A 17,938-nucleotide genomic window follows, 5' to 3' on the forward strand; every position below is an offset into this window, starting at 1 on the left:
CGTCACTCCTCGACGACGTCGGCGACGACCACCGTGATGTTGTCCGGGCCGCCGGCGCGCAGCGCCAGGTCGATCAGCCGGCGGGCGCACTCGGCCCGGTCCGGATGCTCCGCCAGCACCTCGGCCAGGGTGTCCGGACGGACCACGTTGGAGAGGCCGTCACTGCACAGCAGCCACCGGTCGCCGTCCCGGGGCACCATCGTCGCGTACGACGGGGAGACCTCGTCGCCCTGCAGCGCCTGGGTCACCACGGCCCGCCGCGGGTGGCTGCTGGCCTGGTCGGGAGTGATGAGGCCCTGGTCGACCAGCATCTGCACGAAGGTGTCGTCCCGGGTGATCTGCTTGAGCACGCCCTCGCGGTAGAGGTAGGCGCGGGAGTCACCGATGTGGGCCAGCGCCAGGCAGCTGCCGGTCCGAGCGAAGAGCAGGGCGGTCAGCGTGGTGCCCATGCCCTGCCGCTCCGGATCCTCGCTGACCGCCTGGCGGATCCGCGCGGTGGCCAGCTCGATGCCGCTCTGCAGGGCGGCCACCAGTGCGTCCTCCGGGGTCTCGACGTCCAGCGGCGCCACCGCGTCGATGGTGATCGCGCTGGCCAGGTCGCCGGCCGCCATGCCGCCCATGCCGTCGGCGACGGCGACCAGCCAGGTGCCGGCGTGCAGGGCGTCCTGGTTTCCGCTGCGGATCAGCCCACGGTCGCTCGTTCCCACGGAACGCAGCTTCAGGGTCATGGGAGGCAGCCTGCCAGGCGAAGGGCGCAGTTGTCTCTAGGAGATCACGCCGACGCCGCGTGGCGCGGCGAATCTCACTGTCCTCCGCCGACTTCCGACGGGTCACGGATCGCCGCAGTTCATCAAGCAGGATCGATTGACAGGGCCGCCGACCACTGGAAACATCGACCGGACAGGCTGGGAGCGCTCCCAGTTCAAGTGCGGCCGCCACCACGATCCGCCCACCGTCCCGGAAGGACCCCCCGTGAAGCCATCCCGACGCCGCCGCGCGCTGCTCGCCGCGGCGACCATCCTGGCCCTCACCGGCGTCGGCGCCGGCCCGGCCCAGGCCGAGCCGCCACCGGACGCACCGGAACAGATCGACAACGGCGACTTCAGCGCCGGCATCGCCCCCTGGTTCTCCTACGGCACCGGCCCGCTCGGGATCACCGACGGCCGGCTCTGCGCGACCGTCCCCGGCGGGCTGGCCAACCCGTGGGACGCCGGCATCGGCCAGGACGGCGTGGCGCTGACCGCCGGCGCCGAATACACCCTTGCCTTCGACGTCTCCGCCAGCCCCGGCGCCCCGGTCACCGCGGTGCTGCAACTGGGCAGCGCGCCCTACACCGGCTACGCCAGCGTCACCGTCACCGCCGGCGGCACCGCCCAGCGCGTCGAGCGGACCTTCACCGTTCCGGACGACAACCCCTCCGCGCAGCTGATCTTCCAGGTGGGCGGGAGCGCCGACGAGCAGGTTGCCTGCCTGGACAACGTCTCGCTACGCGGCGGCGAGCCGCCCGAGCCGTACGAGCCGGACACCGGGCCGCGGGTGCGGGTGAACCAGGTCGGCTACCTTCCCGGCGGGCCGAAGAACGCCACCGTGGTCACCGAGGCGACCGAGCCGCTGCCCTGGCAGCTGCGCTCCGCCACCGGCGCGGTGCTGGCCAGCGGCAGCACCGACCCGCGCGGGGTGGACCTCGCCTCCGGCCAGAACGTGCAGAGCATCGACTTCTCCGCGTACCGCACACCCGGTGCCGGGCTGACCCTGGTGGCCGACGGCGAAACCAGCCACCCGTTCGACATCTCCGGCACCCTCTACGACCGGCTGCGCGCCGACTCGCTCCAGTTCTTCTACGCCCAGCGCAGCGGCATCGCCATCGACGGCGAACTGCTCGGCCCGGAGTACGCCCGCCCGGCCGGGCACCTCGGCGTCGCGCCCAACCAGGGCGACACCGACGTGCCCTGCCAACCCGGCGTCTGCGACTACCGGCTCGACGTGCGCGGCGGCTGGTACGACGCCGGCGATCACGGCAAGTACGTGGTCAACGGCGGCATCGCCACCTACCAGCTGCTGAACGCGTTCGAGCGGACCAAGACGGCGGCCACCGCGGACGGCGGAACCGCGCTCGGCGACGGCACCCTGCGGGTGCCCGAACGCGGCAACGGGGTGCCGGACATCCTCGACGAGGCCCGCTGGGAGCTGGAGTTCCTGCTGCGAATGCAGGTGCCCGCCGGACGGCCGCTCGCCGGCATGGCCCACCACAAGATCCACGACCGGAACTGGACCGGCCTGCCGCTGGCGCCGCAGGACGACCCGCAGCCACGCGAGCTGCATCCGCCGTCCACCGCCGCCACCCTCAACCTGGCCGCCACCGCGGCCCAGTGCGCCCGGCTCTACGCCCCCTACGACGCGGCGTTCGCCGGCCGCTGCCGCGCCGCGGCCACCACCGCCTACGCGGCGGCCAAGGCCAACCCCACCCGGTACGCGAGCGCGACCGACAGCACCGGCGGCGGGGCGTACGACGACTCCAACGTCACCGACGAGTTCTACTGGGCGGCGGTGGAGCTGTGGCTGACCACCGGCGCACCGGCCTACCTGGCCGACCTGAGCGCATCGCCGCAGCACACCGCGGACGTCTTCGACCCACGCGGCTTCGGCTGGCAGGGCGTCGCCGCGCTGGGCCGGCTCGACCTGGCCACCGTGCCGAACGCGCTGCCCGCGGCCGAGCTGGCCCGGGTGCGCGCCTCGGTCACCGCCGCCGCCGACGAGTACCTCACCGAGCTGAACCGGCAGGCGTACGGGCTGCCGCTGCCGGGCGACGCCGGGAGCTACGTCTGGGGTGGCAACAGCAACATCATCAACAACGCCGTCGTGCTGGCCACCGCCTTCGACCTGACCGGGGACGCGCGCTACCGGGACGGGGCGGTGCAGGCGGCGGACTACCTCTTCGGCCGCAACGCGCTCAACATCTCGTACGTGACCGGGTGGGGCGAGCACGCCGCGCAGAACCAGCACAGCCGGATCTTCGCCCACCAGCTCGACCCCGCCTCGCCGAACCCGCCCGCCGGTTCGTTGGCCGGCGGGGCGAACGCCGCCCTCCAGGATCCGTTCGCCGCGCAGCTGCTCGCCGGCTGTGCGCCGATGTTCTGCTACGTCGACGACATCAACTCGTACGCGACCAACGAGGTGGCGATCAACTGGAACTCGGCGCTGGCCTGGATCGCGTCGTTCCTCGCCGACCAGGGCGAGGCGGGTGCGGTGCCGGCGGCCACCTGCGCGGTCGCGTACACCAACCACGGCACCTGGCAGGGCGGCACCGGGTTCACCGCCCAGTTGACCGTCCGTAACACCGGCGCGACGGTGGTGAACGGCTGGACCGTCCGGTTCGCGTTCACCGGCGACCAGAAGGTGCGCGAGGCGTGGCTGGCAAAGGTGACCCAGGCCGGCGCCACGGTGACCGCCCGCAACGAGTCGTACAACGCCCGGATCAACCCCGGCGGCACGGTGGCCTTCGGGTTCAACGCGACCACCGGCGGCGGCGCGAACCCACCCCCCGGTCTGGTCACGCTGAACGGGGCCAGGTGCACGTCGTCCTGAGCATCCCCCGCCCCGGCGCGACCCCGGTCGCGCCGGGGCGGACCCGTGCTGGCAGGCCCGGCCTACCGTTCCGGTCATGGACACCCATCTGTGGCTCGCGACCGGCGCGGCGCTCGCCCTCGCCGCAGTGGTGGTGATGATGATGATGTTGGTGCGACGGCGACGACGGCGTACCCCGGTCGACCGGGAGGAGACGCTGCGGGTCGCGCGCCAGGCGATCCGGCAGACCCGGCGGGACGTGAGCCGCCGCTCCCGTGGCAGCACCCGGGGCAAGGGCTACGGCGGCAATGACGGTCTGGCCACCGACGCCGCCATCAACAGCGAACCCGGCGGCGCCCCCTGACGATCGGCCCGGCACGGCCGCCCACGCGGCCCGGACACGGGATGACGCCGGCGGCAGTGACCCGGCGGGGCGCCGGACGGCTGTGACCGGCGTCGCGCCCGTCGGGCACTCCACAGCCGACGGTGCGGACATACGGTCGAGCCATGCCCGGTCCCGCGCGCGCCGCCGTCCGTAGGCGACGCTGATGGCCTCGCCGCTACCGCCGCCCGGACACCTGCGCACCCTGGCGTTGGCCACCCTGGCGAACACGGTCGGGCTCGGGCTCTGGCTCACCGGCTCCGCGCTCTATCTCACCCGGATCGTCGGGCTGAGCCCGGCCGCGGTGGGCGCGGGCCTGACCGTCGCCGGGCTGGTCGGGCTCACCGCGAGCGTGCCGCTGGGCGCGCTCGCCGACCGGTACGACCCGCGTACCCTGCGGGCCGCACTCCAGCTGCTACAGGCCGCCGTCGCCGCGTCGTACCTGCTGGTGGGCTCGTTTCCGGTGTTCCTCGCGGTGGCGGTGCTGGACGCGCTGCTGGTCTCGGGCAACCTCACCGTCCGGGCGGCGCTGGTCGCCGCGGTGGGCGGTCCACAGGGGCGTGTGCACGCCTTCGCCACCCTGCGCGCGGTGGCCAACCTCGGCATCGCGCTCGGCGCCGGGCTGGCCGCCTTCGCGCTCGCTGCGGACACTCCCGTCGCCTACCACCTGCTGGTGCTCGGGAACGTGGCGAGTTATCTGGTCTCCGCAGCGCTGATCATGCGGCTGCCGGCGTTTCCGCCGGCCCGCGTCGCCGGCGGGCCGCCCCGGGTCGGCCGCGCGCTGCGGGACGGGCCGTTCCTGGCGGTGAGCGGCGCGTCGGCGCTGCTCTCGCTGCACTGGGTGGTGCTCACCCTGGTGCTGCCGCTCTGGGCGGTGAACCGGGCCGGGGCGCCACCGGTGACGGTGTCGGCGGTCCTGCTGGTCAACACGGTGCTCACCGTGCTGCTCGCGGTCCGGCTGAGCCGCGGCGCCCGCAGTGCCCTGCCGGCCGCCCGCACCATGCGCCGCGCCGGGCTGGTGCTCGCGGCGGCCATGCTGCTCTACGCCGCCGCCGGCAGCGCGCCACCCGGGTTGGCGATCGGGTTGCTGCTACTCGGCACGGCCGTCTACACGGTGGGCGACCTGTGGCACGGCACGGCCGGCGCCGGGCTCGCCTACGAGCTGGCCGATCCGGCCGCGATCGGCGCCTACCAGGGGGTGGACGGCCTGCTCGCCGGCCTGATCCGGGCGGCCGGCCCCGCCCTGCTGACCTGGGCGGTCCTCGACGGCGGCGGCGCCGGTTGGATCGGGCTGGTCGCCCTCTTCGCCCTGGTGGGCCTGCTCGTGCCGGGGCTCACCCGGTGGGCGCTGCGCACGCGGCCCGCCGTCGCGCCCGGTCGTGACGCGATGCGGTCGGCCGGGCTCGCCACGGCGACGGCCGGGCAGGATGACGCCGACCATCCACGGTCGTCGTTGTAGGAGCATGTCAGCCATGACCGCTGCGCAGCACCTGACCGTCCGGCCCGGCGACCCCACGGATGCGCCCGCCGTCCTGCGCCTGCTCGACGACGCGACCGCCTGGCTGGTGGCGCGGGGCCGGGCCGGCCAGTGGGGCACCGAGCCGGCCTCGGCGGATCCCCGCCGGATCGCCCAGGCGGACGCGTGGGCCGGGTCGGGTGGGCTGTGGCTGGCAGTGCTCGACGAACACCCGGTCGGCGCCCTGGTGGTGGGCGCGGCCACCGAGTACGTGCCGGCCGCCGCGGAGCCGGAGGTGTACGTGAACCTGCTGGTCACCGACCGCGCGTACGCCGGCCAGGCGATCGGGGGCCGGTTGCTGGCGCACGCCGCCGAGCTGGCCCGCGACCGTGGCGTCGGGCTGCTCCGGGTGGACTGCTACGCCGGCGGCGACGGCGCGCTCGTGCGGTGGTACGAGCGGCAGGGCTTCACCCGCACCGACCCGTTCACCGTCCGGCGCCCCGGCCGGGAGCCGTGGCCCGGCCAGGTGCTCGCCCGCCGCCTGCCCTGACTTGCGTCCCCGTCCACCCGCGGCGACGGCTCAGCCGATCTCCTCGTCGACGAAACACCAGCGCCAGGACTCCCCCGGCTCGACCGAGCGCATCACCGGGTGCCCGGTCTGCTCGAAGTGCTTGGTCGCGTGCCGGTTGGGCGAGGAGTCGCAGCAGCCGACGTGCCCGCAGCTGAGGCACGCCCGCAGGTGCACCCAGTCGGCGTTGCCGATCGCCACGCAGTCCGGGCACTCCCCGGTGGCCCGTGGCTCGACCGTGCCGGCCTCGGTCAGATGCTGGCAGCTCATTCGCCACCCTCCTGCTTCAACAACGATTCCTCCAGGTCCAGATCACGATAGGCCCGCACGAGCACCTCCTCGGGGATCCGGCCGGTGTCCCGGGCGACCCGGAACACCTCCCGCTCGGCGTCGATCATCTCCTGCCGCAGTCGCCCGTACGCCTGGGAGGGGGTCTCCCGTTCGGCGCTGCCGAGACGCTCCCAGGCCATGTTGGTCCGGTCGTCCACCGCCCGGCGCAGCCGGTTCACCACCGGCTCCGGCGCGGTGTCGGCCAGCTCGTCGAGGCGTTCCCGGGCCGCCCGGCTGGCCTGCTGCTGCACCCCGGCGGCGGAGAGCGCGTCCTGGACCGCGTCGTCCGGGGGCAGCTTGAGGCGCCGGGCCACCGCCGGCAGGGTGGCCCCCTGACCGACCAGGGTCACCACGATCACCGCGAAGGCCAACCAGATGAAGAGCGCCCGGGGGTACGGCGCCCCGTCGGCCAGGGTGAGCGGCAGCGCGAGCGCGGCGGCCAGGGTCACCACGCCGCGCATCCCCGCCCAGCCGACCACCGCCGGATACTTCGCGGGCTTGGCCAGCTTCGCCTCGCCGCGCCGCAGCCGGGGCACCAGCCGGGTGAGGTAGGTCACCGGGAAGAGCCAGACGAAGCGGGCCACGATGACGACGCCGAGCACCGCCGCGGTGACCCCGACCACCCGACCGGCCGGCTCGTCCAGATCCTGCAGCACGTCCGGCAGTTGAAGCCCGACCAGCAGGAAGACCAGCCCCTCCAGGAGGAACCGGACCAGCCGCCAGACCGCGCCCACCTGAAGCCGGGACGCGGCCGACAGCAGTCGTGGCAGCTTGTGGCCCAGGGCGAGCCCGGTGACCACCACCGCGACCACTCCGGAGGCGTGGATCTCCTCGGCGGTGAAGACCACCGCGAACGGGATGATCAGCGACAGCGCGTTGTCCAGCAGCGGATCGCTGATCCGCTTGTGCACGAAACCGAAGACCAGCGCGCCGAGCGCGCCGATCAGCACGCCACCGCCGGCCGACACGAGCACCTCCCTGGTCACCTCGGCCACCCCGACCGCCGAACCGACAGCGGCCAGGACGGCGACCCGGAACAGCACCAGCGCGGTGGCGTCGTTGAGCAGGCTCTCGCCCTCCAGGATGGTGACCACCCGGCGGGGCAGCCCGATCCGGCGGGCCACCGCCGTCGCGGCGACCGCGTCCGGCGGGGCGACCACCGCGCCAAGGGCGAGGCAGGCGGCGAAGGGCACCGCGGGCAGCAGCAGATGCAGCACCAGCCCGACCGCGACCGCGGTGAAGAGCACCAGCCCGACGGCGAGCAGCAGGATCGGGCGCAGGTTGTGCCGGAACGCCGGCACGGAGGTCTCCAGCGCCGCCACATAGAGCAGCGGCGGCAGGATCCCGACCAGCACCAGCTCGGGTTCGAGCCGGACGTGCGGGAAGCCGGGCACGAAGGAGAGCACGAGACCCGCCACCACCAGGACGATCGGCGCCAGCAGGCCGAGCTTGCGGGCCAGCGCCGCGCCGAGTGTCGCGACCGCCAGGAAGACGACGACCTCGAAGAGTCCCTCCATGGGGTAGGAGCCTAGGCGGCACGTCCGGCGCGGACGATCAGTGGGCGGCGCGCAGCTTCGGCAGCACCTCGGCGCCGAAGGTGTCCAGGAAGGGCCGTTGTTGCTGGCCCACGTGGTGCAGGGCGATCTGGTCGAAGCCGAGCGCCTGGTACTCCTCCAGCCAGCCGACGTGCCGGCCCAGGTCTGCCGAGACGTTCACCACCCGGGTCACCCGCTCCATGGGAACGTCGGCGGAGACCGCGTCGAAGTGCTCGGCGGTCTCCAGGTCCCAGCAGACCGGCGGGGCGAAGACGTTGCTGCGCCACTGGTCGTGGGCGACGGCCTCGGCCTCGGCCTGGTCGGGCGCCCAGCTGAGGTGCGCCTGCAGGTGAAGCGGGCCCCGGCCGCCGGCGTCGCGGTACGCGTCGATCATCCGGCGCAGGTGCTCGACGGGCGCGTTGACCGTGATCAGCCCGTCCGCCCACTCGGCGCACCAGCGGGCGGTGGCCACGCTGACCGCCGCGCCGATCAGCGCCGGCGGCTGCTCGGGCCGGGTCCAGAGTCGGGCCCGGTCCACCCGGACCAGCCCGTCGTGGCTGACCTCCTCGCCGGCCAGCAGCGCCCGGATCACGTCCACGCACTCGCGCAGCCGGGCGGCGCGGACGTCCTTGCGCGGCCAGCCGTCACCGGTGATGTGCTCGTTGCTCGCCTCGCCCGTGCCGAGCGCGGCCCAGAACCGGCCCGGGTACATCGCGGCGAGGGTGCCGATCGCCTGGGCGATGACCGCCGGGTGGTATCGCTGCCCCGGCGCGTTCACCACCCCGAAGGGCAGCCCGGTGGCCTGCAGCGCCGAGCCGAGCCAGGACCAGGCGAAGCCGGAGTGGCCCTGGCGGGTGCTCCACGGCGAGAAGTGGTCCGAGGACATGGCGGCGTCGAAACCGACCCGCTCGGCGTGGATCACCGCTTCCAGCAGGGCGCGGGGATGGATCTGCTCGTGGGACGCGTGGAAGCCGAACACCGTCATGGCTGCGTTCCGTACCCAGGACGGCGCCCGGCTAAAGCATCGCTACTCGGCGTGCGCCCCGGCCGGCCCCACCGGGCCGGTGTCGTCGCCGCCGACCCAGACCGTCTTGGTGTTGCAGAACTCGCGCATGCCCAGCGCGGAGAGTTCCCGCCCGTAGCCGGAGTTCTTCACCCCGCCGAAGGGCAGCTCGGGGAAGGACGTGGTCATCCCGTTGATGAAGACGTTGCCGGCGTCGAGGTCGGTGGCGAAGCCCCGCTGCTCGTCCGGATCCTGGGTCCAGGCGTTCGAGCCGAGGCCGAAGCTGGTCCCGTTGGCCACCTCGATCGCCTCCTCGTAGGAGGAGACCCGGAAGAGGCCGGCGACCGGGCCGAACACCTCCTCGCGCCACATCCGCATCTCCGGCGTCAGGTCGGTGACCACGGTCGGCGGGTACCACCAGCCGTCCTGGTCGGGCTGCTCACCGCCGACGAGCACCGTGGCGCCGTTCTCGACCGCGTCCCGGACCTGGCCGTTCACCTCTTCGCGGCCCCGCTCGGTGGCAAGGGGGCCCACGTCGGTCCCGTCGTCCATCGGGTCGCCGACGCGCAGGGCGGCCATGGCCGCGGCGAACTTCTCGGCGAAGGCGTCGAAGACGTCGGTGTGCACGATGAACCGCTTCGCGGCGATGCAGGACTGCCCGTTGTTCTGGCAGCGCGCGGTGGTGGCCACCTGGGCGGCCCGGTCCAGGTCGGCCGACGGCATCACCACGAACGGGTCGCTGCCGCCCAGCTCCAGCACGGTCTTCTTCAGTTCCCGGCCGGCGATCTGGGCGATCGAGCGGCCGGCGCCCTCGCTGCCGGTCAGCGTCGCGGCACGCACCCGGGGGTCGGAGAGGATCGTGTCGACCGCGTCCGAACCGACCAGCAGGGTGGTGAACGCCCCCTCCGCGAAGCCGGCCCGGCGGAACAGGTCCTCCAGCAGCAGCGCCGTCTGCGGCACGTTCGAGGCGTGCTTGAGCAGGCCGGTGTTGCCGGCCATCAACGCCGGCGCGGCGAACCGCATCACCTGCCACAGCGGGAAGTTCCACGGCATCACGGCGAGCACCGGCCCGATCGGCTGGTAGCGGATGAACGCCTGGCGGGCCTTCACCGCCGCCGCGTCGGCCGGCTCGTCGGCCAGGTACGCGGTGGCGTGCCCGGCGTAGAACCGGCAGGCGGCGGCGCACTTGGTCACCTCGGCCTTGGCCGCGGCGTACGTCTTGCCCATCTCGGTGGTCATGATCCGCGCGATCTCGTCGCGCTCGGCGTCGAGCAGGTCGGCCGCCGCGTTCATCCATCCGGCCCGCTGCTCGATCGTGGTGCCGCGCAACTGCCGGTACGCCAGGTCGGCCCGCTCGATCGCGGCGTCGATCTGCTCGGCGGACATCGGGTCGTACGACTTGAGCACCTGTCCGGTGGCGGGGTTGGTGGTGGCGATGGACATCTCGTCCTCCTGTCACTCGAACAGTGAGTGCTGTGCGCCCGGTTCCTCCCGGCGGCGGGCGGCGCGGCGACGCTGGATGATGACCAGGTCGACCACGGCGACGACCGCGAAGAACACGCAGATCACGCCCAGCCACAGCACGCCGGCCAGGAACGCCAGCACCGCGAAGATGGCCATGATCACCAGCCCGAAGCTGGCGAGCGCGAGCCGGAGGTTCAGCGCGCTGTACGCGTGCCCGACCGTGCCACGGGCGCGCCGGGGCTGCGATCTCGTCATTCTTCCGACCTACCCCGGATCGGCGGGGTTAACCGGAACGGCGGGGCGAGGTAGCGCCGCCTCGCCCGGCCCGCGAACCGCCGGCCCGGTCAGCCGATGTCGGCGAGCTTCGGCAGGAGCCGCTCGCCGACCTGCTCGGCGAACTCCACCGGGTGCCGGTCCGGGGTGACCTGGAGCTCGGTCGCCCCGAGCGCGGCGTACTCCTCGGCGGCGGCGAGGAAGGCGTCCGGCTCGTCCAGGGGTGACACGCGCATCACCACGGTCTTCTCGATGCTGTCGTAGTCGCGCCCCTCGGCCTCGCAGTGCGACCGGAGCACGTCGAGCTTGTGGCGCAACTCGTCGGTGTTGCCGCCGAAGAGGTTGCACGAGTCGGCGTACCGGGCGACCAGGAGGAGCGTCTTCTTCTCACCGCTGCCGCCGATCATGATCGGCGGGCGGGGCCGGCGGATCGGGGCGGGCACGCAGAGCGTCTCGGCCAGCCGGTAGTGCCTGCCCTCGAACGGACCGTTGTCCTCGCTCCACATCTGCAGGCAAATCTGCAGCGTCTCCTCCAACCGCTCGAACCGCTCGCCCACGGGTACCACCGGCACGCCGAGGCCGCTCTGCTCGCGCTCGTACCAGGAGGCGCCGATGCCCAGGCGGGCGCGACCGTTGGAGAGCACGTCCAGGGTGGTGACGATCTTCGCCAGCAGCCCCGGATAGCGGTACATCACGCCGGTGACCAGCACGCCCAGCGCCATCCGCTCGGTCTTGGCGGCGACGTAGCCGAGCGTGGTGTAGGCCTCCAGCATCGGCTCCTCGGCCCGCGTCACGGCCTCCATCTGGAAGTAGTGGTCCATCACGGTGAAGGCGGCGAACCCGGTCTCGTCGGCGATCTGCGCGGTCCGGGCCAGGGTGGGTGTGATCAGCCCCGGCTCCGGCGGGGTGGTGAAGCTCCAGTAGTGCAGACCGAGTTTCATGTCCCACAGCCTCCTCGCGGCGCGCGGATGTCGGCGACGACTCGGCCAAGCGTTCCACTTCGAGAACGCGCGAAGTCAATCCTCGGCGCGAGGTCACCCGGACGGCGGTGGCGCGCCGGTACCACGCGGGCGTCGGCGGCGGCACCGATCTGCCGCATACCCGACATCAGCCGTCCGCCAGCGCCCGACACGCGCATAGAGTGACCGCGCCGTTGCTCTGCGCTGCCGGACGGGGAACGTCATGCCTCGACGCTGGGTCACCGCCGTCGCCTGCCTGCTGGCGTTGGTCGCGCTCGCCTGCGAAGGCGGCGGTGAGGGCGCGACCCGCCCGCCCCGGGAATCCCCGCCACCGGGCTCGTCCGGCGGCATCGCCGCCCTGGGCGACTCGATCACCACCGGCTTCGGCTCCTGCCTGGTGCTCACCTCGTGCCAGCGCAACTCCTTCTCGACGGGGGACGGCCTGCGGGTGGAGAGCCTCTACCGGCGGCTGCTCGACCGCGATCCGGCGATCCGCGGCCGGGCGTACAACCACGCCCGGCCGGGCGCCCGGGCGGCGGCGCTCGAGGCGCAGGCCCGGGCCGCGGCCCGGGACCGGCCCGACCAGGTGACCGTGCTGATCGGCGCGAACGACGCCTGTCGCGGCGGGATCGAGGAGATGACCCCGGTGGCCGAGTTCCGCACCGGCGTGGACCGGGGGCTACGTGCGCTGCGCGCCGGCCGGCCGAAGGTGCGGGTGCTGGTGGTCAGCATCCCCGACCTGTACCGGCTCTGGGAGGTCGGGCACACCGACTCCCGGGCGGTCCGGGCCTGGCGGCGCGGCGTCTGCCCGGCCCTGCTGGCTGAGGCGACCTCGACCGCCCCCGCCGACCGGGCCCGCCGGACCGCCTTCCGGGAGCGGATCGCGGCCTACAACGCCCAGCTCGTCGCCGCGTGCCGGGCTTACGGGTCGCGGTGCCGGCACGACGGCGGTGCGGTGCACCGGGTGCGGTTCACCCTGGACCTGGTCAACCCGCTGGACTGGTTCCACCCGAACGCGGCCGGGCAGGACCGCCTCGCGGAGGTGACCTGGCGCGCCTCCGGCTTCGCCGACTAACCCGACACCCCTGCCGCGGGTCAGGACCGGCGCGGACCGGGTACCGCGTTGCCCCGCTGACGGAACAGCGCCCGGGAACGCTCGCCGAGATCCGTGGTGGCCGTGGAGTTGGCCCAGGTGCCGAGGATGATCGCGGCGCCGGGGACGAGTTTGGCGAAGACCCGCTTGGCGGCCCGGACCCCGGCCATCTGGGCCAGCCGGACGCCGAGGCGCAGCATCACCTTGCCCAGCGGACGCTGCCCGCCCGTGCCGAACAGCGCGCCGGCGCGTTCCCGGCCGGCGGCCACTCCGAGCGCCAGCCGCGCGCTCTCGGCCACCTTGTGCACCCGCTGCAGGACGAGCAGGTCGGTGGCGCGGTCGGGGTGCAGCGGATCGACGTCGTAGGCGGCGGCGACGTGCAGCACCATCCGGGCCTGGGTCCAGGCCAGCACGCCCACGTCGATCACCGCGCCGGGCAGCCCGGCGGCACCGGAGACGGCACCGGAGAGCCGCGCCCGGTTGACGAACTTGCGGACCGCCTGCTCGGCCAGCACGTCGGCGGAGGCGCCGGGCTGCTCCGCCCGGGCCCGGCGGGCCCACTGCGCCGCCTCAGGTCCGAGACGGCGCACCGCCTCCAGGGCGAGGTGCTCCGGGGCGTACTGGGGATCGTCGCGCATCCGGTCCCAGAGGGTGGCCGGCGGCGCCTCCGGGACGTCCTGTGGTGCGGCCGGCGGCACCGCCGGCGGCTGCGGCAGGGAGGTGGGCGGCTGGCCGTCGGCGGGCACGGAATCGGTCACAGGAACTCCCGGGGGGTCGGCACAGGGGGTACGACGGTCCGGCGACGCTCAGCGGCGCTTGTTCAGCCGCGCGGCGAGCCCGCGCAGCTTCTGCTGGTTGGCCGGCTTGGCCAGCTCCTGGCGCCCGCGCGCGACGAGCTGCTGCCCCTTCGGGGAGCGCAGGAAGGTGCTGATTCGCTGCAACAGAGACATCTCGGTCCTCCAGTCGGTGTGCCGTCTCTCATGTGTACCTGGAACCGACAACGGATGTACCCGGGATGGCCGACTCGCAACCGTCCACAGTGGTCGGAGAGTACCGTCCGGCCGGGGCGGTCCAGCGCCCGGCCGGGGCCGGCTACCGCCCGGCGGGAGCGACGGCGTCGACGACCTCGGTGGCCCGCCACTCGTGCTGGGCGTAGAGGTCCGGATAGGCCGACACCTGCACCGCCTGGGCCGCTTCGGTCAGCCGCATCTGCCGCCAACCCGGCACCTGCTCAAGTGCGGTGAGGAACTGCCGGGTGGCGAACGCCGGGTCCATCAGCCGGCCGACCGGGCCCCAGCCGCTGCTGGGGCGCTGCTGGAAGAGCCCCACGGAGTCGTGGTCCCAGCCGATCGCCTGGTGCGGGTAGTCCTGCGACTCGGGCAGCACGCCGCTGGCGTAGTTGTAGAGGTTGCTCTCCTGCATCGCGGTCGCCACCGCGATCACCAGACCCCGGCGGGGCACGCCCATCTCCCGGCCGGTACGCACGATCGTCTCGGCGTTCGCCATCTGCGCCCTGCTCAGGCCAGCCACCGGCGCGACCCGCTTCGTGGGCCGGTCCGGCTCGGTGTCCGGGTCGCGGTGGGTCGGGGCGGGAGCGGCCGACTCCGCCGCCGGCGTCGTGGCGGAGGCGGTGGGCTCGGCGGTCGGTGTGCGGTCGAGGCCGCGGGAGGCCCGCTGCTCCTGCTCGGCACGCTGGACCAGGTCGGCACGGGCGGCCAGCGGGTCCGCCTGGGCGGTCCGCTCGCCGGCCTGGGCGAACGCCGCCAGACCGAGGCAGCAGACCACGCCGGCGGCGAGCGCGACCCGCACTCGACCCGGCGCGCTGCTCAACTCCCGGACGCCACCGGCGGCCCGCAGGCGACTCCACCGGATCGGCCGTTCGGCTGATGGCTGGTCATCCGCTTGGACATACGGGTCGGTGAGGGCGTTCGGGGCGTCGGGGGTGTCGTCGGCACGCATCAGCCGAGGCTAGGCAGGTGCCCCCGGTGATTACCCTCGGTGATCTCGTGGCCCTGGCCACACTATTCGGGCCGGGTGGGGGACGGTCGGGCCGGGCCGGGGCCACCAGCGGACGGACCTCGCGGACCGGAGAAACCTCCCGCCCCACTCGACCGCGCAGGACCGGGAGGAAACCCACCATCCGGACGCGACCGGCGGAGTGATCATCAAACTCGTCCGTCCGTCCCATGCCGGCATCCTCCGAACGGGTACCATCGGCGGGCCGACCGGTGGAATGAGGCGATTTGCCCGATCCTGATCCCGGTCCAGAGAACGGACCGCCCGGGGAAGGAATGCGCCAGGATGGCGGGTACGTTGCCCGAACCGGGCGTCACGGCACGCGGTGGCGCCCCGCAGGCACATCCCAGGGAGGTCCGCACCGGTGCTCGACCCACACGAGCTCTACGAGCTCACCGACGATCTGCCCGACCTCGGTCAGCCGGTCCTGATCCAGGCCCTCACCGGCTTCGTCGACGCCGGCAACGCCAGTCGGTTGGCCCGCGAGCAGCTGCTCACCTCGCTGGAGGCGCGCCCCGTCGCCACCTTCGACGTCGACCAGCTCTTCGACTACCGGTCCCGGCGCCCCGTGATGACCTTCGTCGAGGACCACTGGGAGTCGTACGACACGCCGAAGCTCGAGCTGCACCTGCTGCGCGACGACGACGAGACGCCCTTCCTGCTGCTCACCGGCCCCGAACCCGATCTGCAGTGGGAGCGGTTCGTCGCGGCCGTCGCCGGTCTCGCCGCCCGGCTGGACGTCCGGCTCACCGTCGGGCTCAACTCGATCCCGATGGCGGTGCCGCACACCCGGCCCACCGGGGTGACCGCACACGCCACCCGGCGCGACCTGATCGCCGGCTACGAGCCGTGGTTGCAGCAGGTGCAGGTGCCGGCGAGCGTCGGTCACCTGCTCGAGTTCCGGCTCGGCGAGCTGGGCCGCGACGCGCTCGGCTTCGCCGCCCACGTGCCGCACTACGTGGCGCAGACCGAGTACCCGGCCGCCGCGGAGGTCCTGCTCTCCTCGATCTCGCGCAGCACCGGGCTGCTGCTGCCCCGCGACGGGCTGCGCTCCGCCGCCGAGGTGGTCCGGGTCGAGATCGACCGGCAGGTCGCCCAGACCGAGGACGCCGCGGCGCTGGTCCAGGCCCTCGAGGAGCAGTACGACGCGTTCGCCCGGGGACGGGGCGAGAAGAACCTGCTCGCCCCGGACGCCGGGCCACTGCCCACCGCCGAGGAGCTCGGCGCCGAGCTGGAGCGGTTCCTGGCCGAGCAGACCCGCCCGAACGACACTCCCGGGAGCTGACCCGCGAAGGCGCGACACCCCCGGGGCTGACCCGCGATGGCGCGACATCCCGGGGCGCCGGCCGGCGCCCCGGGCAGCGATGCGGCAGGCTGGGACCATGCGCCTGGCGACCTGGAACGTGAACTCGGTGAAGGCCCGCCTGCCCCGGCTGCTCGACTGGCTCGCCGGCACCGCCCCGGACGTGGTCTGCCTCCAGGAGACCAAGTGCCCGGACGGCGCCTTCCCGGTGGCCGAGGTGGGCGAGCTGGGCTACACGGTGGCCAGCCACAGCGACGGCAGGTGGAACGGGGTGGCCCTGCTGTCCCGGGTCGGCCTGACCGACGTGACGGTCGGGTTCCCCGGCGAACCGGGCTTCCCCGAGCCCGAGGCGCGGGCCATCTCGGCCACCTGCGGCGGGCTGCGCGTCTGGTCGGTGTACGTGCCGAACGGCCGGGCGCCCGACGACCCGCACTACGCGTACAAGCTCGCCTGGTTCGCCGCGCTGCGCGACGCGCTGGAGGAGGAGCTGACCCGGGAGCTGCCGCTCGCGGTCTGCGGTGACTTCAACGTCGCGCCGACCGACGCGGACGTCTGGGACCCGGCGGTCTTCGCCCACTCCACCCACGTCACCCGGCCCGAGCGGGCCGCGCTGGCGGCGCTGCGCGACCTGGGGCTCAGCGACGTGGTGCCCACCCCGATGAAGGGGCCGCACCCGTTCACCTACTGGGACTACCGGGCCGGGATGTTCCATCAGAACAAGGGCATGCGGATCGACCTGGTGTACGCCTCCGCACCGTTCGTCCGGGTGGTCAGCTCGGCGTACGTGGACCGGGAGGCGCGCAAGGGCAAGGGCCCCTCGGACCACGCGCCGATCGTGGTGGACGCCGCCCTGGTGCCGGCGGTCGAGACGTTCTGAGCCGGCCGGCGCTGGTTAGGGTGGGGGCATGGCAGTCGTGAAGATCAACGCGATCGACGTCCCGCCCGGTGCCGGCGAGGAGCTGGAGAAGCGGTTCGCCGCCCGCGCCGGCGCGGTGGAGAACTCCCCCGGCTTCCTCGGGTTCGAGCTGCTCCGCCCGGTCGCCGGGGAGAGCCGCTACTTCGTGTACACGAAGTGGGAGTCCGAGGAGGCCTACCAGGCCTGGGCGGCTGGCCCGTCCCGCGCCGCGCACGCCGGGCAGCAGCAGCGCCCGGTCGCCTCCGGTGCCACCCTCCTCGAGTTCGAGGTGATCCAACAGGTCCCCTGACCGGGGCTACGGCTTCCGGGTGGACTGCAGCGAGGCGAAGGCGATGATGTTGTCCGTGTAGCCGGTGCGACCGCCGACGAACTCGCCGCCGCAGGTGATCAACCGCAGCCCCGGTGGGCCCTCGTGGCCGTAGATCCGCTCGGCCGGCAGCCGGTCCTTCGGGAAGTGCTCCACCGTGTCGACCCGGAACACCACCACCGACCTGTCGGCCCGGGCCACCTCGATGGTGTCCCCCGGCTTCAGCTTGCCCAGGTCGTAGAAGACCGACGGGCCGCTCTTGGTGTCCACGTGCCCGACGATCACCGCCGGGCCCGGCTCGCCCGGAGTGGGGCCCCGGTCGTACCAGCCGGTCTCGTTGTGCCGCTCCAGCGGCGGCACGGCGATCGAGCCGTCCCGGGCCTGCCCGACCGGCGCGACGGGTGCGGACACCTTGATCGTCGGCACCGAGAGGCTCACCGGACGGCTGGCCCGCACGGCGGCGCTGTCGCTGCGGGCCGGCCGGTCTGCGCCGCTGGTGGCCCACTCCAGCGGCCCGGCCGAGCGGCCCAGCCCGACACCGGTGGCGAAGACCCCGGCCAACACGAGCACCACGGCGAGCGGCACCGTCCAGGGCGAGCGCCCCGGTCGCCGGTTCCGGACGCCGGTGCCCCGGCCGGCGGCGGGGCGTACCGGCGGGGCTGGCTGCGCGGTGATCGCGTGGGTGATGGAGACCCGCTGGGCGAGCGCCGAGCGGTCGGCCGGCGATCCGACGGGCGGGCGGCTGGGGCGGGGGGCCGGCATCGCGGGC

Annotated in this window: 19 protein-coding genes; 8 read left to right on the top strand and 11 right to left on the bottom strand. The window is 73.8% G+C overall.

From position 1 onward, the window contains the following. Window positions 1-2: 2 nt before the first annotated feature. Window positions 3-728 (bottom strand): protein phosphatase 2C domain-containing protein, encoded by a 726-nt coding sequence (locus tag ACIP9D_RS23850; RefSeq protein WP_350873068.1) that lies wholly within the window; start codon window positions 726-728, stop codon window positions 3-5. A 244-nt stretch (window positions 729-972) separates the two neighbouring features. Between ACIP9D_RS23850 and ACIP9D_RS23855 the strand changes: the two genes are divergently transcribed. The 4 genes from ACIP9D_RS23855 to ACIP9D_RS23870 all read left to right on the top strand — a co-directional run bounded on the left by ACIP9D_RS23855 (window position 973) and on the right by ACIP9D_RS23870 (window position 5,952). Then, window positions 973-3,585 (top strand): glycoside hydrolase family 9 protein, encoded by a 2,613-nt coding sequence (locus ACIP9D_RS23855; protein WP_350873069.1) that lies wholly within the window; start codon window positions 973-975, stop codon window positions 3,583-3,585. A 76-nt stretch (window positions 3,586-3,661) separates the two neighbouring features. After that, complete coding sequence (locus ACIP9D_RS23860) at window positions 3,662-3,928, top strand: hypothetical protein (protein WP_350873070.1); 267 nt, start codon at window positions 3,662-3,664, stop codon at window positions 3,926-3,928. A 184-nt stretch (window positions 3,929-4,112) separates the two neighbouring features. Then, entirely contained in the window at window positions 4,113-5,405 is a 1,293-nt protein-coding gene (locus ACIP9D_RS23865) for an MFS transporter (RefSeq protein ID WP_350873071.1), read from the top strand. Window positions 5,406-5,418: 13 nt separating this feature from the next. Beyond that, window positions 5,419-5,952 carry a GNAT family N-acetyltransferase gene (locus ACIP9D_RS23870; RefSeq protein ID WP_350873072.1) on the top strand — a complete coding sequence of 178 codons (534 nt, stop codon included), beginning with the start codon at window positions 5,419-5,421 and terminating at the stop codon, window positions 5,950-5,952. 30 nt (window positions 5,953-5,982) lie between these two features. On the opposite strand, the gene ACIP9D_RS23875 is transcribed toward ACIP9D_RS23870, so the two are convergent. From ACIP9D_RS23875 to ACIP9D_RS23900, 6 genes are all read right to left on the bottom strand, one after another. Then, window positions 5,983-6,240: a UBP-type zinc finger domain-containing protein gene (locus ACIP9D_RS23875; protein ID WP_350873073.1), complete on the bottom strand. Its 258-nt coding sequence runs from the start codon at window positions 6,238-6,240 to the stop codon at window positions 5,983-5,985. Continuing rightward, complete coding sequence (locus ACIP9D_RS23880) at window positions 6,237-7,817, bottom strand: Na+/H+ antiporter (protein WP_350873074.1); 1,581 nt, start codon at window positions 7,815-7,817, stop codon at window positions 6,237-6,239. The genes ACIP9D_RS23875 and ACIP9D_RS23880 overlap by 4 nt, the downstream gene beginning before the upstream one ends. Window positions 7,818-7,854: 37 nt before the next feature. Continuing rightward, the gene (locus ACIP9D_RS23885; protein WP_350873075.1) at window positions 7,855-8,820 is read right to left on the bottom strand and encodes a TIGR03885 family FMN-dependent LLM class oxidoreductase; all 966 of its coding nucleotides are present in this window, start codon (window positions 8,818-8,820) and stop codon (window positions 7,855-7,857) included. A 42-nt stretch (window positions 8,821-8,862) separates the two neighbouring features. Further along, the gene (locus ACIP9D_RS23890; RefSeq protein ID WP_350873076.1) at window positions 8,863-10,281 is read right to left on the bottom strand and encodes an NADP-dependent succinic semialdehyde dehydrogenase; all 1,419 of its coding nucleotides are present in this window, start codon (window positions 10,279-10,281) and stop codon (window positions 8,863-8,865) included. A 12-nt stretch (window positions 10,282-10,293) separates the two neighbouring features. Next, window positions 10,294-10,557 (bottom strand): DUF6343 family protein, encoded by a 264-nt coding sequence (locus ACIP9D_RS23895; protein WP_350873077.1) that lies wholly within the window; start codon window positions 10,555-10,557, stop codon window positions 10,294-10,296. Between the two features lie 89 nt (window positions 10,558-10,646). Continuing rightward, window positions 10,647-11,516: an LLM class F420-dependent oxidoreductase gene (locus ACIP9D_RS23900; RefSeq protein ID WP_350873078.1), complete on the bottom strand. Its 870-nt coding sequence runs from the start codon at window positions 11,514-11,516 to the stop codon at window positions 10,647-10,649. A gap of 241 nt (window positions 11,517-11,757) precedes the next feature. On the opposite strand from ACIP9D_RS23900, the gene ACIP9D_RS23905 reads away from it, so the two are divergent. Next, entirely contained in the window at window positions 11,758-12,609 is an 852-nt protein-coding gene (locus tag ACIP9D_RS23905) for a GDSL-type esterase/lipase family protein (RefSeq protein WP_350873079.1), read from the top strand. 20 nt (window positions 12,610-12,629) lie between these two features. Here the strand turns inward: ACIP9D_RS23905 and ACIP9D_RS23910 are convergent, their stop codons facing one another. The 3 genes from ACIP9D_RS23910 to ACIP9D_RS23920 all read right to left on the bottom strand — a co-directional run bounded on the left by ACIP9D_RS23910 (window position 12,630) and on the right by ACIP9D_RS23920 (window position 14,586). Continuing rightward, entirely contained in the window at window positions 12,630-13,385 is a 756-nt protein-coding gene (locus tag ACIP9D_RS23910; protein WP_350873080.1) for an EcsC family protein, read from the bottom strand. Between the two features lie 48 nt (window positions 13,386-13,433). Further along, window positions 13,434-13,577, bottom strand: a complete 144-nt coding sequence (locus ACIP9D_RS23915; RefSeq protein ID WP_350873081.1) for a hypothetical protein — start codon at window positions 13,575-13,577, stop codon at window positions 13,434-13,436. Between the two features lie 142 nt (window positions 13,578-13,719). Continuing rightward, window positions 13,720-14,586 carry a peptidase M23 gene (locus ACIP9D_RS23920; protein ID WP_350873082.1) on the bottom strand — a complete coding sequence of 289 codons (867 nt, stop codon included), beginning with the start codon at window positions 14,584-14,586 and terminating at the stop codon, window positions 13,720-13,722. A 421-nt stretch (window positions 14,587-15,007) separates the two neighbouring features. On the opposite strand from ACIP9D_RS23920, the gene ACIP9D_RS23925 reads away from it, so the two are divergent. The 3 genes from ACIP9D_RS23925 (at window position 15,008) to ACIP9D_RS23935 (ending at window position 17,151) form a co-directional block, all read left to right on the top strand. After that, window positions 15,008-15,928, top strand: coding sequence for a PAC2 family protein (locus ACIP9D_RS23925; RefSeq protein ID WP_350873083.1), 921 nt, complete (start codon window positions 15,008-15,010; stop codon window positions 15,926-15,928). Between the two features lie 97 nt (window positions 15,929-16,025). Further along, window positions 16,026-16,823, top strand: a complete 798-nt coding sequence (locus tag ACIP9D_RS23930) for an exodeoxyribonuclease III (protein ID WP_350873084.1) — start codon at window positions 16,026-16,028, stop codon at window positions 16,821-16,823. Window positions 16,824-16,851: 28 nt separating this feature from the next. After that, a complete protein-coding gene (locus ACIP9D_RS23935) occupies window positions 16,852-17,151 on the top strand; it encodes an antibiotic biosynthesis monooxygenase (protein WP_350873085.1) in 300 nt (99 codons plus the stop codon). A gap of 6 nt (window positions 17,152-17,157) precedes the next feature. On the opposite strand, the gene ACIP9D_RS23940 is transcribed toward ACIP9D_RS23935, so the two are convergent. Next, on the bottom strand, window positions 17,158-17,931 hold the full coding sequence (locus ACIP9D_RS23940; protein ID WP_350873086.1) for a class F sortase: 774 nt from the start codon (window positions 17,929-17,931) through the stop codon (window positions 17,158-17,160). Window positions 17,932-17,938: the final 7 nt, after the last annotated feature.

Source organism: Micromonospora sp. NPDC093243 (assembly GCF_044753725.1).
Lineage (GTDB): Bacteria > Actinomycetota > Actinomycetes > Mycobacteriales > Micromonosporaceae > Micromonospora.

Bases quoted from the DNA above. Each gene is read 5' to 3' on its own strand.
- ACIP9D_RS23850 (WP_350873068.1), bottom strand. From the start codon at position 728: ATGACCCTGAAGCTGCGTTCCGTGGGAACGAGCGACCGTGGGCTGATC.
- ACIP9D_RS23860 (WP_350873070.1), top strand. From the start codon at position 3,662: ATGGACACCCATCTGTGGCTCGCGACCGGCGCGGCGCTCGCCCTCGCC.
- ACIP9D_RS23865 (WP_350873071.1), top strand. From the start codon at position 4,113: ATGGCCTCGCCGCTACCGCCGCCCGGACACCTGCGCACCCTGGCGTTG.
- ACIP9D_RS23870 (WP_350873072.1), top strand. From the start codon at position 5,419: ATGACCGCTGCGCAGCACCTGACCGTCCGGCCCGGCGACCCCACGGAT.
- ACIP9D_RS23875 (WP_350873073.1), bottom strand. From the start codon at position 6,240: ATGAGCTGCCAGCATCTGACCGAGGCCGGCACGGTCGAGCCACGGGCC.
- ACIP9D_RS23880 (WP_350873074.1), bottom strand. From the start codon at position 7,817: ATGGAGGGACTCTTCGAGGTCGTCGTCTTCCTGGCGGTCGCGACACTC.
- ACIP9D_RS23885 (WP_350873075.1), bottom strand. From the start codon at position 8,820: ATGACGGTGTTCGGCTTCCACGCGTCCCACGAGCAGATCCATCCCCGC.
- ACIP9D_RS23890 (WP_350873076.1), bottom strand. From the start codon at position 10,281: ATGTCCATCGCCACCACCAACCCCGCCACCGGACAGGTGCTCAAGTCG.
- ACIP9D_RS23895 (WP_350873077.1), bottom strand. From the start codon at position 10,557: ATGACGAGATCGCAGCCCCGGCGCGCCCGTGGCACGGTCGGGCACGCG.
- ACIP9D_RS23900 (WP_350873078.1), bottom strand. From the start codon at position 11,516: ATGAAACTCGGTCTGCACTACTGGAGCTTCACCACCCCGCCGGAGCCG.
- ACIP9D_RS23905 (WP_350873079.1), top strand. From the start codon at position 11,758: ATGCCTCGACGCTGGGTCACCGCCGTCGCCTGCCTGCTGGCGTTGGTC.
- ACIP9D_RS23915 (WP_350873081.1), bottom strand. From the start codon at position 13,577: ATGTCTCTGTTGCAGCGAATCAGCACCTTCCTGCGCTCCCCGAAGGGG.
- ACIP9D_RS23920 (WP_350873082.1), bottom strand. From the start codon at position 14,586: ATGCGTGCCGACGACACCCCCGACGCCCCGAACGCCCTCACCGACCCG.
- ACIP9D_RS23930 (WP_350873084.1), top strand. From the start codon at position 16,026: ATGCGCCTGGCGACCTGGAACGTGAACTCGGTGAAGGCCCGCCTGCCC.
- ACIP9D_RS23935 (WP_350873085.1), top strand. From the start codon at position 16,852: ATGGCAGTCGTGAAGATCAACGCGATCGACGTCCCGCCCGGTGCCGGC.
- ACIP9D_RS23940 (WP_350873086.1), bottom strand. From the start codon at position 17,931: ATGCCGGCCCCCCGCCCCAGCCGCCCGCCCGTCGGATCGCCGGCCGAC.